This is a genomic window from Clostridium sp. Marseille-P3244 (assembly GCF_900120155.1).
In the GTDB taxonomy this organism is placed as follows: Bacteria; Bacillota; Clostridia; order Lachnospirales; family Lachnospiraceae; genus Mediterraneibacter.
This window is the reverse complement of sequence record NZ_LT635549.1, coordinates 1,380,419-1,394,541: the sequence shown is the minus strand read 5'-3', so window position 1 is coordinate 1,394,541 and position 14,123 is coordinate 1,380,419. Positions and strand designations below refer to the sequence as shown.

14 protein-coding genes are annotated in these 14,123 nt (G+C 46.3%); 8 read left to right on the top strand and 6 right to left on the bottom strand.

The features are described from left to right. The gene (locus BQ7367_RS08405) at positions 1-2,268 is read right to left on the bottom strand and encodes a phage/plasmid primase, P4 family (protein ID WP_072525029.1); all 2,268 of its coding nucleotides are present in this window, start codon (positions 2,266-2,268) and stop codon (positions 1-3) included. Positions 2,269-2,699: 431 nt separating this feature from the next. On the opposite strand from BQ7367_RS08405, the gene BQ7367_RS14490 reads away from it, so the two are divergent. From BQ7367_RS14490 to BQ7367_RS08380, 6 genes are all read left to right on the top strand, one after another. Continuing rightward, entirely contained in the window at positions 2,700-2,852 is a 153-nt protein-coding gene (locus tag BQ7367_RS14490; RefSeq protein WP_159431644.1) for a hypothetical protein, read from the top strand. Continuing rightward, a complete protein-coding gene (locus BQ7367_RS08400; protein WP_072525028.1) occupies positions 2,836-3,219 on the top strand; it encodes a hypothetical protein in 384 nt (127 codons plus the stop codon). Before BQ7367_RS14490 ends, BQ7367_RS08400 begins: the two co-directional genes overlap by 17 nt. Further along, positions 3,209-4,330 (top strand): DUF2800 domain-containing protein, encoded by a 1,122-nt coding sequence (locus BQ7367_RS08395; RefSeq protein WP_072525027.1) that lies wholly within the window; start codon positions 3,209-3,211, stop codon positions 4,328-4,330. The genes BQ7367_RS08400 and BQ7367_RS08395 overlap by 11 nt, the downstream gene beginning before the upstream one ends. 14 nt (positions 4,331-4,344) lie before the next feature. Next, entirely contained in the window at positions 4,345-4,908 is a 564-nt protein-coding gene (locus tag BQ7367_RS08390; RefSeq protein ID WP_072525026.1) for a DUF2815 family protein, read from the top strand. An 83-nt stretch (positions 4,909-4,991) separates the two neighbouring features. Beyond that, the gene (locus BQ7367_RS08385) at positions 4,992-5,582 is read left to right on the top strand and encodes a hypothetical protein (protein ID WP_072525025.1); all 591 of its coding nucleotides are present in this window, start codon (positions 4,992-4,994) and stop codon (positions 5,580-5,582) included. Between the two features lie 66 nt (positions 5,583-5,648). Then, positions 5,649-7,646 carry a DNA polymerase gene (locus tag BQ7367_RS08380; RefSeq protein ID WP_442855399.1) on the top strand — a complete coding sequence of 666 codons (1,998 nt, stop codon included), beginning with the start codon at positions 5,649-5,651 and terminating at the stop codon, positions 7,644-7,646. A gap of 41 nt (positions 7,647-7,687) precedes the next feature. On the opposite strand, the gene BQ7367_RS08375 is transcribed toward BQ7367_RS08380, so the two are convergent. Genes BQ7367_RS08375 through BQ7367_RS08365 form a run of 3 tightly spaced genes read right to left on the bottom strand, consistent with a single transcriptional unit; the run spans position 7,688 to position 11,652 of the window. Next, a complete protein-coding gene (locus BQ7367_RS08375) occupies positions 7,688-10,075 on the bottom strand; it encodes an AAA family ATPase (RefSeq protein WP_072525023.1) in 2,388 nt (795 codons plus the stop codon). 14 nt (positions 10,076-10,089) lie between these two features. Then, positions 10,090-10,734, bottom strand: coding sequence for a hypothetical protein (locus BQ7367_RS08370; protein ID WP_072525022.1), 645 nt, complete (start codon positions 10,732-10,734; stop codon positions 10,090-10,092). A gap of 12 nt (positions 10,735-10,746) precedes the next feature. Next, positions 10,747-11,652 carry a hypothetical protein gene (locus BQ7367_RS08365; protein ID WP_072525021.1) on the bottom strand — a complete coding sequence of 302 codons (906 nt, stop codon included), beginning with the start codon at positions 11,650-11,652 and terminating at the stop codon, positions 10,747-10,749. A gap of 214 nt (positions 11,653-11,866) precedes the next feature. On the opposite strand from BQ7367_RS08365, the gene BQ7367_RS08360 reads away from it, so the two are divergent. Both BQ7367_RS08360 and BQ7367_RS08355 read left to right on the top strand, forming a co-directional pair. Next, on the top strand, positions 11,867-12,241 hold the full coding sequence (locus tag BQ7367_RS08360; protein WP_072525020.1) for a type II toxin-antitoxin system PemK/MazF family toxin: 375 nt from the start codon (positions 11,867-11,869) through the stop codon (positions 12,239-12,241). A gap of 266 nt (positions 12,242-12,507) precedes the next feature. Then, the gene (locus BQ7367_RS08355) at positions 12,508-13,230 is read left to right on the top strand and encodes a hypothetical protein (RefSeq protein ID WP_159431643.1); all 723 of its coding nucleotides are present in this window, start codon (positions 12,508-12,510) and stop codon (positions 13,228-13,230) included. A 53-nt stretch (positions 13,231-13,283) separates the two neighbouring features. On the opposite strand, the gene BQ7367_RS14820 is transcribed toward BQ7367_RS08355, so the two are convergent. Both BQ7367_RS14820 and BQ7367_RS08350 read right to left on the bottom strand, forming a co-directional pair. Continuing rightward, entirely contained in the window at positions 13,284-13,463 is a 180-nt protein-coding gene (locus BQ7367_RS14820; protein WP_235837578.1) for an abortive infection family protein, read from the bottom strand. Positions 13,464-13,471: 8 nt separating this feature from the next. Next, positions 13,472-14,122, bottom strand: a complete 651-nt coding sequence (locus tag BQ7367_RS08350) for a hypothetical protein (RefSeq protein ID WP_235837577.1) — start codon at positions 14,120-14,122, stop codon at positions 13,472-13,474. Position 14,123 lies beyond the last annotated feature (1 nt).

Genomic DNA, 14,123 nt, shown 5'->3' with positions numbered 1-14,123 from the left:
TCATTCAGCAAAGTCTGTGTCTTTGACCTGCAGCCCCTGCACCCACATGCCGGATTTCTTCTTTTTGCGGGTAAATCCTCTCTTCTCCAATTCCAAAACAAAATCCGCATTTGTACGCTGATACTCTCCGGTACGCAGGCAGTAAGCACGGAACTCTTCATACAGTTCCCCAGACTTATACTCCAGTCCGTCACCGACCTCGCAGCATTCCTCCAGGAAAATGCCCATCCAGTCATTCATCCCGCGGTAAGCAGCAATGGCATCCACAACCACCTTCGGTTTTGTCGTCTTGTGGTCATGCCCGATCACCTTCCCTGCGCCCTCAATAATCCAGCTCATGATGGCCGGCGCAGCATGCTCATATAGATAATCCGAGTAATTCTTGATATCTGAATTACCTTCGATCTTTGCATGGAACGGAATCACGATCAGCCTTCGCCAGGTCCCGTCATCGGATGCGCTGACCTTCGGCAGATGGTTCGTATAAAGCACTACTGTGTGTGAAGGGACAAAATCAAAAGGATCTTTGAACTTCTTCTCACCCCGGATCTGATCCGTGGAGCACAGCTGTTTCAGGATGGAAGTTGACAATCTCATCCCTTCTTCCAGCTCCGCCGCGATGATGAGACGCTTTCCCTTCAGCTCCGCAATCTCCGGTTTTACATTTCTCCTGCAGCCAGCCGTCAGGGCATCGGCAGAAATCGCTCCGGAATAGGTACCAAGCACTCTCGACACCGTATTCCAGAAGGTAGATTTACCGTTCCGCCCTTCCCCATACGCAATGATGAGAGCCTCCTCATATACCTTTCCAATCGCCGCAAGTCCCACCGTCTCCTGCACATAATCAATCAGATCCTGATCTTTACAGAAGAATACCTGCAGGGCATTTTCCCACAAGTCTTTTCCCTTATCCCCCGGCGACGCATTCGTAATCTTCGTCAGAAGATCCGCTGAATTATGCGCCCTCGCGCCTTCTATCCCCTTCTTCAGGTCATAAGTTGCTTCCGGCGTATTCAGGTAATTCTCCTGCGCGTCAAACAGGTTGATATCTGTCGCAACCATAGGCTTCGCCGCATTCTGCGTGTTGACGATATTCTTGTAATTCCTGTACTTCATCACGAAAGCGTAATAAGCTTTTGCCGCCAGATATTCCTTATAGGCATCATTCAGTTCCGGGGAAATCAGCTTCTCCAAAGCTTTCCCGCCGGTTCTTACAGCCTGCTCCGGAATACCTCCGGAGATAAGCGCCTGCATCGCTGCCGAATACTGTGATCTGGCATCCACAAGCTGCATATCCAAAAACTCTTCCACAGTTCCGACCGCCTTCTGCCTGTTTTCTCTCCAACAGACCCCGTCATAACTTAAGAACTCTGTCGCATCCGTATAAAGAAGCTCGCCGGCATATTCCCTGACCAACACTCGCGCCTCTCCGATATCCGAATAGTCCTCAGGCTTTAAGGAACCAAACTCAGCGTTATATTCCTCCGGCGGCACATAGCCCGGCTGCGTCATGACCGTTTTCTTATAAAACCGCACCGCACTTGCCCAGATCGTATTCAGCTCCGATTCCTCCAACGGCGGATCACACCGCTTCGCATATTCCAGAAAAGCATCCTTCGCCTTATCCGTGATCCCATACTTTTTCAGAATCCTGCCAGCAAAATGGCTCATAGAATTGTTGCGTCTTCCCTCTGTAATCGGACCGGAACCCACCGGCATCTCCCCTTCTTCCTCATAGGAAGGATCCATAGACACCTCTTCATCAATGTTCAGCCACCCTTCATGCCAGATGCACGCTCCGGTATCCGCGCCGAAAATGAACCTTGCCGCATCCAGGGCATTCCCGTCAAAAAAAGGATACTTTTCATGAACCGCCGCCTTCAGCGCCGCATAATAATCCGGATCCTCCGTTTCCTCGAGCTCGAAATACACATGAAACTTAGGTCTGGCACCCCTGCCATCCTTTTCCTTCATATGATTCCGGCTGTAGGCAATCGCATAGGATACATCCGGCAGAAGCTCCGCCAGCTTTTCCTCTGTCATCCACTCTTTTGGATCCTCAGAATGGTCGTTGTCACAATCCATCACCAGAACATTCGACTTCACAAAATTATTCTTGCTGCGGTAATCTTTCCGGTATTCTGCGCACACATGATCAAACTTCGCCGCCTCATGCAGTTCCTCCGCGGAAGTTACTTCCACCCTGTTCGGATAAAAGCAGTTCTTCGTGTCGGAAACTACATTGGCTGTATGCAAAATCAATCGCATTCGCTATGCCTCCTGTCTTAAATTCTGTTCCTGCCGGCATCTTCGCCACCGGCATGCGCCACTCGTAAAAACATCTTTTTCATATTCCATTGGACCGTTCTCCCTTCGACAGTAGTAAGGCGCTCTGACCGCCTTCTATTGATCCAAGGAGTTTCGGTTACCTGTTTTTTGACCTGATCAAAAAATTTTTAGAAAAATCCCCGTTTGAAATCTCTTCCCTTTTATAAGCGCGAAACGCATTCCACAGAAAATCCAAAATCCAATTCAAAAATCTGCCGTTCCAAACTCCTTACGACATCAGAGGAGTAAATCCGGCGGCGGCTTCCGAAAAAATTCCCTCGGAAGTCACAAAAAATTCGCTGCCAAAACTCCTTACAGCACCAGAGAGGCACACAGCCGCTCAGAAAAATACAGACAAGGAGGCAAAGAGAATGCAGAGTCAACCAGACACAAGACCTAGCAGGCGCAGCATGCCGACGGATGAAGAAATCTCGGATTTCCTGATCATCATCAGTGTCATCGCTAAGCGCCTCGCAGGCCTGATCATGACGGAAGGAGAAAGACAAGATGAGCAAAATGAATGAACTGTCCATGCTGCTGGACAATCTGATCGAATGCGGCGAAACACTAACAGAGACGGCCAGGGCACTAAAAGCGTTCTATTCATCTGACAATGACCCTTCAGCCGCTCCGGCAAAGCCACTTCCTCCCACAGAGGAACCGGCAGCCCCGGAAACAACGCAGCCTGAATCGATACCGGAGAAAACATATTCGAAGGAAGAGATCAGAGCCATGCTTGCAGCGAAAGCCAATGAGGCAGACGGCATCTATAAAGTGGATGTCAGAAACCTGGTCAGAAAGTACGGCAACGGTGGAAGCCTTACCGATGTAGACCCCAGAAACTATGCGGCTCTTGCAGCTGAAGTGGAGGCAATCGGAAATGCCGGGTAAACACGCAATCCTCTCAGCATCATCGTCACACCGCTGGCTTGCCTGTCCACCAAGCGCGAAACTCTGCGCAAAGGAAGCCAACAAGTCCAGTCCATACGCCCAGCAGGGTACTGACGCCCATGCACTCTGTGAGTACAAGGTCTTGAAAGCCCTGGGGCGCGATTCCCCTGATCCTACGGAGAACCTGGACTACTTTGATACAGAGATGGATGACTGCTCCGACCAGTATTGTTCCTACGTATACGAGCAGCTGCAGAAAGTCAAAACCCTCTGCAGCGATCCGCAGATCCTGATCGAACAGCGGCTGGACTTTTCCAGATGGGTACCGCAAGGCTTCGGAACCGGCGACTGCCTGATCGTTGCTGACAAGATCCTTCACATCATCGATTTCAAATACGGCGTCGGAATTCTCGTAGAAGCTAAGAACAATCCCCAGATGATGTGTTACGCCCTCGGCGCCCTGGATATCTACGATGGCATCTATGATATAGAAGAAGTCCGTATGACGATCTTCCAGCCCCGCCGCGGAAATATCAGTTCCTGGGACATCAGCAAGACCGACCTGCTTGCATGGGCTGAGAAGGTGCTGAAACCTGCAGCGGAACTTGCCATCAAAGGCGAGGGCGACTTCCAGGCCGGAGATCACTGCCAGTTCTGCGCAGTCAAGGCTACCTGCCGCAAGCGCGCGGAATACAATCTGGAACTTGCAAAATATGATTTTGAGATGCCGGTAAATCTGGATCAGGCAGAGATTTCTGCCATTCTCCCCCGGATTGACGAACTCATCGCATGGGCCGGAGACGTAAAGGAATTTGCCCTTCAGTCAGCCTTAAGCGGAACACAGTATCCAGGCTTCAAGGTTGTTGAAGGCAGATCCACAAGGCGTTTCACAGATGAAGCCGCCGTAGCAGAAGTCGTCACAAACAATGGATTCGACCCTTATGAGAAGAAACTTCTCGGGATCACGGCAATGACTTCCCTTCTCGGGAAGAAGAGATTTGAAGAGCTTCTCGGTGGTCTTATCACGAAACCGCCCGGCAAGCCGACACTGGTGCCGGACACCGATAAACGGCCGGCAATAAACACAGCAATCGAAGACTTTCAAGAATAAAGGAGAAAAATATTATGGCAAAATTTGTTAATCCTACAAAAGTTATCACAGGCGTAAACACCAGATGGTCCTACGCGAACGTCTGGGATCCGAAGTCCATCAACGGCGGTACGCCGAAATACAGCGTCAGCCTCATCATTCCGAAGTCGGATACCATGACCATCAACAAAATCAAGGCCGCCATCCAGGCAGCTTACGAGGAAGGCCAGAGCAAGCTGAAGGGCAACAGCAAGTCCGTACCGGCGCTGTCCACCCTGAAGACTCCGCTCCGTGACGGCGACCTGGAAAGACCCGATGATCCGGTCTACGCCAACGCCTACTTCATCAACGCCAACTCTTCTACAGCGCCCGGTATCGTAGACGCGGACAGACAGCAGATCATTGACCGCTCCGAAGTATATTCCGGCGTGTACGGCAGGGCCAGTATCAATCTGTATGCTTTCAACACCAACGGGAACAAAGGCATTGCCTGCGGCCTGAACAACCTTCAGAAGATCCGCGACGGCGAACCTCTTGGCGGTAAGTCCAGGGCTGAGGATGATTTCAATACCGAAGACGATGATGATTTCCTGAGCTAAGCTGAAAACCTGTAACACTCTATCCGGCGGCAGTCATCAAAATATGGCTGCCGCTGCCTTCTTAAGAAAGAAAGGAACATGATATGAAAAACATCACACTTATCAAGCCTGTCGTCCTCCGCAGCGCCCTGAATGATATGACGGTCTCCCAAAGGGAAATCGCAGTGGATCTTCTGACCAACCGGAAGTTCCTGCTTCCGGATGCAGATGGATTACGGCTCATCGAAAACACGAAGAACAGCAGCAAACTTCCAAAATTCTACCTGTATGGATCAGAAGCAGTCTGCTATTACCGCCAGTCTCTGGATCTTCCGGATGTATCTCTGACCGATATTGAGGTTGATGATATCGTCATGAATACAGAAGACTTCGATACCCTTTACGATATCCTTTATCTTCTGAACCGCGTCCGTATGAGGAATGCCAGATTTACGCGCCTTCTGGCCATGGATGCGCCGGCAATTATCCTCTGGAATGAGTACAGGATGCTGCAGGAGCACATGGAGGATCTTCAGGATAACAACTGGTGCGGCCATCCGGTTATCAACCGTTTCAATACTGCCTATGAAGATGAAGCGCCGGAATGGCATGAAGAAATCCGTAAATCACTTACCGATATCAGCTACAGTCTTCTCCGGTACAAGAAGGAAAACGAACCGATACCGGAAGAATAAAATACAAATGGCAGCGGTTTTTCATGCCTGCTGCCTTTCTCAAATAAAGGAATATTTACTATGGAAATCAGAGAAATGTCAATCGACCTGGAGACTTACAGCGACATCGATATCACCAAATGCGGTGCATACAAGTACGCTGAGTCTGACTATTTTGAGATACTGCTCTTCGGAGTCTCCGTGAATGGCGGCCCTGTTAAGGTATATGACCTGGCCTGCGGCGATACCATTCCGGAAGAAATCCTTGCAGCACTATCTGATGAAAATATAACCAAGTGGGCTTTCAACGCTTCCTTCGAGCGTATCTGCCTCTCCAACTGGCTGAATCGGCATTGCCCGGAACACTTCCGCGGATACAGCATTCCTGAGGATCCGGCCTCAAAATATCTGGATCCTTCCTCATGGAAATGTACCATGATATGGTCCGCATACATGGGGCTTCCCCTCTCACTGGAAGGCGTCGGTGCTGTCCTGAAATTACAGGATCAGAAGCTGAAGGAAGGCAAAGACCTGATCCGCTATTTCTGCAAGCCATGCAAACCTACCAAGGCAAACGGCGGACGCACCCGGAACCTTCCCCAGCATGACAGTGAAAAATGGATCCTCTTTAAGGAATACAACCACCGTGATGTGGAAGTAGAAATAGCTATCAAGCAGAAACTCGCACGTTTCCCTGTCCCTGATTTTGTCTGGGATGAATATCACCTGGATCAGGAAATCAATGACCGCGGCATCATGATTGACCCAGAATTCGTATCGAATGCCATCGCCTTTGATGAAAGATCCAGAGCTTCCCTCATGTCAAAAATGCGGGATATCACAGGGATTGATAATCCGAACAGCGTTCAGCAAATGAAAGAATGGCTCTCCGATCGGGGCGTTGAAATGGAATCACTCGGCAAGAAAGAAGTTGCGAAGTTTGTCAAAGATTCCATTGGCAATATGGATGGTAATATTACAGAAGCCCTGAAACTCCGCCTCCAGCTTGCAAAATCCTCCGTCCGCAAATATCAGGCCATGCAGAACGTCATGTGCTCTGACGGACGTGCCCACGGCATGTTTCAGTTCTACGGTGCCAATCGTTCCGGCAGATGGGCCGGCCGTCTGATCCAGCTGCAGAACCTTCCACAGAACCACATCCCGGATCTCGCAGAAGCCCGCGCCCTTGTCCGTTCCGGAGATTACGATACCATGAACCTTCTTTACAACGACATCCCGGACACGCTCTCGCAGCTGATCCGCACGGCTTTTATCCCAAAACCGGGATGCAAGTTCATTGTCAGCGATTATTCTGCCATAGAAGCCAGAGTCCTCGCGCATATCGCCGGTGAAAAATGGCGTTCTAAAGTATTTGCTGAAGGAAAAGATATTTACTGCGCTTCTGCATCTCAGATGTTCGGCGTTCCCGTGGAAAAACACGGTATCAACAGTCATCTCCGCCAAAAAGGCAAAATCGCTGAACTTGCCCTCGGATACGGCGGATCTGTAGGCGCCCTAAAATCTATGGGTGCCCTGGATAATGGTCTGCAGGAAGAAGAACTTCAGCCATTAGTCAACGCCTGGCGTCAGGCTAATCCAAACATCGTACATTTTTGGTGGGATGTAGATAATGCCGTAAAGACAACCGTCCGGCAGCGGATCAAAACCGAAGTCCGCGGCATACGCTTCTCCTACAAAAGCGGCATGCTCTTCATCACCCTTCCCTCCGGCCGGCAGCTTGCCTATGTGAAACCCCGTATTGGGGAAAACCGTTTCGGCGGAGAATCCGTCACCTATGAAGGGGTCGGCGCCACAAAAAAATGGGAAAGGATCGAATCTTACGGTCCGAAATTCGTGGAGAACATCGTTCAGGCAATCTCCCGGGATCTCCTGTGCTTTGCTATGAGGAACCTGTCCTTCTGCCAGATCGTCGGCCATGTTCATGATGAGGTGATCATCGAATGCAGCCCGGAGGTCTCTGTGCAGAGCCTCTGCGGCATCATGAGCAGATCTCCGGACTGGATGACGGGCATCCTGATCCGCGGAGATGGATATCAGTGCGATTTTTATCAAAAGGATAGTTGACGTAAAACACCGCCGGAGCTGCTGCCCTGGCGGTGTTATTTTTATTCATACACAAATATGGACGACATCATCTGATAATGCTGTGGCTGCCCCATTGCTTCAAATATCCTCTTTGTCAGATCCTTATAAATCTCCGGTGCGATACTATCCTCAACAAAATGCAGACCTTCATTTACTCCAAACGAATCAGCCGCAAGGTAATTGATCATAGACGACACCATGCGAAGTTCAATTGTATCTTCCTCCCCTGTAGATTCATCAATTACTTTCACAAACCGATGACGATTCTTTACCAGAATGATATCCTGAAGTGTATGCCCATCATAGCCGCAGATCTGGATAAAATAGTACTCCAGAATCCTCCGGATCACATTCTTCAATGTAATAGAACTCTTAACTTCATTATATTCCGTCCACAATGCGGCATAAGAATTCTGCACTGGATTATAATTTTTCTTTTCTGAAGGAGCAGCTTCGTTTTTCGTAATGCAGTGCTTAATCACAGACTTATTGTCATACTTCGTGATCAAATAAAAGGATACTCGCAGATAGTTCTTTTCCTGGTTCACTGTTACTTCCCTATGAAAATATGCGTTATGAGTCAGAATAAATATCTGCTTTATATAATCGCCCTTCTCTGGCTTTTCTCCTAATGTGACATTGTTAAGGCAGATTGAAATCATCTGCCGCACCAGAGAACTAACGATAAATAAGGTGCTGCTGTCCATACTGGAAACCGGATCATCGATTACTACTATCTTATCACGCATATCACGGCCATCCGTGATCATCTCTTCTCCATGATTCGTAATTATAACTTGGGCATCTCGAGTACAACCGCTGCCATGAACCAAATTACAGAAGTACAGGAATGCGATAAAGTTTCTTTCACCTTCACTCAGCCTGTCCGCTACCGCACCATCTTCTCGAACAATCTGATATTGGTTCTTGCTGGCAGGATGTTCCTGAATACTAAAGCCTTGGAATCCTGAATCTCTAAGCATCTTATTCATGTTTGCGATTGCTTCTTCTGTATTCACGGTATGCTTATTCAGCTCATTGATTTTTTCAGCAAGCGACATAGCATAAGCTTGTTTTTTCTTTGCCGCATCGTCTATTTTTTTCTGATCATCCAAGACTTTTTCAAGATCAGAATTGTACTTGGCAATGGTATCCCCTACCCGGAATGCCATTAATTCCCATACTTGTTCAGTACATTCTTTCTTTTTGGTTCTTGCTGCATTAACAATGTCGTTGTTCTCTTTTATCTGAATATTGAATCCAACAATAAGCTCATTCAATTCCTCTAAGTAAGGTGTAATGGGATCAAGAAGCACTTCGCTACTTGGTTCCTTGATTTTCTGTTCGATAATCTGGATATTTGCACCAATGGCATTCTTCAGAATTGTCATCTTATCGCGATATTCCGTCGGATCTATTTTGGGATATACATCCTGAAGGTTATCTTGAAGAACTCTCCAAAGATTATTACCGGCTGTTTTATACGCTTGAAGTAATTGCCCCAAAGCACTGACTTCCTGCTGATATGATTCATCAAAACAATCCGCCAGATCCTTCTCAAAAGTCACCGGCATCTTCTGCTGACAATAAGGACATTTACCGTCGGGCGTATTATGATATTTTTCGTGTCCCTGACGAACCCAGTCCGTTGCATTGAGTGCTTTTATAAATCTTGCAAAATCCGTATCGCTACTGCTAACAATACGTTTTGAAAGCAATTCCAATCCAGGAACTGTATCCATCACTTCTGTATCAGAAATCCGTTTAAAGAGGTTATATGTTCTTGCATTCCGATCGAATACCGTATCATACAGTTTTTTCAATTCATCTTCATCGTGACCGGTAGGCGCCTGCACTGTCCGGATCTTTGACAGAAACCCTTTCTTTGTCTTAGTGCCAGACATCTGAGTCTCAGAGAACTTTTCTCTGATCGCTTTTGTCAGATTCCAACAATCATTTTCTAACGTAGTTCCCATGGTTGTCAGCACGGATTCTTTCAGCTTTTTCTGTTTAAGAAGCTCTCCATATTCCCGATCCACATCGTCTTTTTCTTTCTTTGTGGCATTTAGGTCATCCTCCTGCTTAATACCTTCTTTATCAATCATGAAGACACCTGGCAGATGTTCTAACTGACGGAAATTCTCCCGGATAAAATCATCATTATATACAAGAAAGTTAAAGTCCCTGTGCGTTTTTCCCGGTTCGAAAAGAACATCCTTTGGCTCTTCGCCACCGGACAATTCGTTTGCAGGCCTCTTCAGCTTCGCTATCTCTCTTGCAATAGTTGTTTTTCCTACACCATTGTTTCCAAAAAAGTAATTTACGTATGTAGGATTGATTTTTACCCCGTGGTATGTCGCTGACGATATTGTCAGTTCTTGTATACCTGTAACCAGTTTCTCCGCCATTAGCAATGCCTCCTTTAAGACAGAGTGAATACAGAAACGCCTATCTCTTTTAATGTCGTAACCAGATCGATTCTCTTGATTGCCCAATGAGTATGATTCAACTCATTGAATCTATCATTACCATCTATCCCAAGATCAAATAAGTTCTCGTTAAGAATCTTCTGCTGAAGTGCATTCAATACTCTGTAATATATCTTGATCCCGTTATCCTGGACTTTAACATCCGTAACCAGCCCATAGTATGCCATCTGATCATCATCGGTTTTCCCCATTTCATGATTCTCGGAGCAGAAGATGGCAGGAAATGTTTTTATCTGTTCAATTGCCTCCGGCTCCAACCCATTGACTTTATCCCGTATATAGTCTGATGTGAGTTTGGAATTCAATGCACGATCTTTAGTCACATAAAAATGTCCCTGATCATAAAATGTCTCTTCAAATTGCACAAAGAGATTATAGTATTCATGACTGGTTCCATAATTTCCGGAGATTACTGCCTGCCTCTGATCCGTGGCTGCAAAATACATATTGTTGGTGATATTTCCGGTTGTGATAGAATCCGCGCGATTCACATTAATAATCTTCTCTGCCTGCTGATTTACTCCTGCTACATTATTTAAAAGACCTGCAGGGCCGGTCTTCTGTATCTCATTTGCCATGATTGATTACTCCTATATCTGTAAGTGTTCTACATGCTCAATATTCACGATCTTCTCTGCTCTTTGATTGAATACTGTTTGAGCATTCAAAATCTGATTTGTCCCCTGTCCTCCAGCTTCTCTTTGTTCACAATATTCATCGCTCCGATCCTCTTTCGCCTTATTATCTGAATCCGTATATTCTGTGCTTTCCGGTGTTCCAGATTCATCTACAGAGTCAGTCACAACCTTCTTAAACGATATTTCCTTATCCAAAGCGTAACGCTCTCCAACAGTACCTACATATTTGTAAGGAGCTTGGCTTGTTTTATGGTGCAGCCATTGGCCAACAGTTTCGGCACCCAAAGTGTTTTCCGATCCACGTTTCGTTATGATAAAGTGCCATACAGACAACAGAAACGGCCTTGCTCCAATGTTAGAAAGCTTTAAAAGTCCCTTTTTATCTATTACTCTGCCATCGGTCTGTACCACAAATTCGGCATCATCATCTATCGTTCTGTCCAAATCAATAACCTCAAGCAGTGCTCTGACCAGCTTCTTTCCAAGATCACCATCATCAATAAAAGCATCGATAAAGCTATCCATTTCCTCCAGCGCAAGAGCGTAATTGTCTCTGACCTTTTTATCATACGCATCGACTAAATACTGAGTCTCAAACCGCAGCCAGTCTGTGCTGTTTTTTTCACACAACTTATATTGATTCTTATGAGCAGTGAAGGTACTGTCCGAAAAATGCTCATTAAAATCATAAAACGTTCTTACTAACCCCTTCAGGCAGGTAACATCGTTAATCGCTTTTTCTTTTGCTTTATACCCATCCAGATCATTGAGGCGGATACGCCTGTCTTTCTTTAATGCCTGCAAAAGCAGGATGTAAAAGGTGCCTCCACAGAGGAAGGGAATGTTCATTTCACCCATTCTTTATCCCCTTTCAAAAAGAATAAACCTAATAAACCTTATAAAGCCATTTTGCCCTGTTTAGGGATATTGACCTCAAACTTTATAAACCCGAAACTCCTATCAGCAAAGGATAAAGAACCTTTTTATCCTGCGCCACCTTCGAAGGAAGGTCCTCGACGGGGGACAGTCACAGAGTAAATGAGAGTCCATCAGCGACAAGGAGATTTCGAATATGAAAAAAGATATTAAACGTAATTCTATCGTGTTCGTAAAGAACCCTTTCCCCGGCTCAGCCGGAAGTCACATCATGCAGGGCGACCATTATGCTGTCGTTTGTCAGAACAACATGGGAAACCGTTATTCCGACAGCGTGATCATCTGCTACATCACATCCAAGGTGAAACGCCTGGACATCAGAACCAATGTACCGATCCAGTGGTATGCCGGTCTTGACTACAAACCTGCAATGATCAAGTGCGGACAGATCATGACGATTGATCGTGATGACATCATCGATGTTGTAGATACATTAAGACCAGAAGACGAAATCCGTTTCAATCAGGGTCTCAAGGTATCCCTTGACCTGAGGGACAATATCTTCGCGTAGCCGCAGGAGTCTTTCACCATGTACAAAATCCGCCCACCCAATACACTGGATCAATGATCCAACCATAACAACACAGCACTTTAAAAATTGAATCTGATTGCTTTGATCTAAGCGCGCATAAGCAGGAGGATGCACATACCGTTTTGGCCAGATCCGCAGGATCCATCTGAAACATTGTGCTTTACCTCTTTGTTTGTGTGCCTTTTTTCAGGCCAGCAGCAAGGACAGTCTCAGCAGTGTGCATCCTCCGATTTCAGGCAATCGCCATGAAAAAGGAGAATAACATGAATAAATACACTTCTGAGAAAACCAGCGACAAAAAGTATTATGTACTCTTTGAAACCGATGAGGAAGGCATTCGCCAGTACAAAGCCGCCTCCGAACAGGAGCGCATCGGCACTTCTCTCTCCAAGATGCGTGTTGAAGGCGAAATAGTTCCGGCTATCAAGCTGGAAGTTGATAAATCCACCTACGACACCTTCAAAAGGGATCAATGGATGGAAGAATACCGCTACAAACAGGAAAACCGCTGCCTCATCGGCGGAGCAGGCGGTAAATCCAGATTTTGCCCCTGCAGAATCCCAAACCCTGAATACAAGGAAGGCGGCACCGCTCCGAAAACCATCATGAATGACTGCGCCAAATGTAAGTATTACAGATCCTTCAAATCAACAAAGGGCAAGGTTTTCTTTTCCACCCTCACCGTCATTGATGACCATGGAAATGAGGCCCCCTTTGATCCCGCATCACCGTACCCACTCAATCAGGCGGATAACTACATGGAACTTTTATATGGCCTGATCCGCTTTATCAAGGTACAACATCCGAAATACAGTAAATACACGGAATTGGTGGAACTTCTCGGGCATGAGCACACCCTTAAGGAAGCTTCCGTCATTCTCGGTAAACCGTACCGGACACTTTACGGCTGGATCCTTACCCTTCGCCCGATCTTTGACGAATATATGGACACCGTAAGCCGTATCTAATGTTACGAGATCCATCTGCGACCTACGCCGCATATGGATCTTTTTCTTTATACTTACTTCTTCGATGCCTCGTATGTACTCCAGACGAAATCAACAAATGTTATGCTGCTTCCTACAGCCAGCTTTGCATGCCTAACCTCAAGCCCCTTAAATGAAGCGCTCTTTCCGTGTCCACTACCAAACGGATTTCTTATTTCAGCAAGTTTCGTAGGTATAGCCCTTAGGTTTCCCAAAACAGCTTTTATTGCGTCAGCACGCGATCCGTTGGTTGTACGTTTGCCGGAAGAAGATTCAATGCATCCATTGTTTTATCGGCCAGCTGCGGAACATCGTCATTCTTGGTGTATGCAATTCCCTTCTCATCTAAAATCGTCTTACAACAGCTTTCGATCAGTTCCTTCGCCATACCAATTGCGTTAGTCGGATCAGATACTTGCATCTTCACCATAAGATCAATCTGCCTGGAAAGATATTCGCTTGAAAACTTCATCTTCAATTCTTCTGCTGTCTGAGTTATAACAACTGTACTTCCTTCCAACCTGTCTACGACTTCTTTACATTTCTGGTATAGCTTTGCATATTTTTCATCATATCTGGAACTATTTCCCCACCAGGTGACATCCTCATAGTCTTTGTTAAATTCATATTCCATTTCATCTTCGTAATGATGAAAAAGATCCACCAAAATCTTTGTTCTATTCGCATCAGTAGCATCATTGAGATACGCCGCCAAGGATTTTCCCTTTGACATCCCATACTTTTGTTTTAAAGCTTCTCCAATACTCGAAGCTGTAAAAGCGTTAAAAGTACTATCATTAAAATTTAGTACATATCCGTCTCTATTAAAAAGAGCCAAAAATAACCCTTCTTCTTTTTTTGTGATAAATGCCATA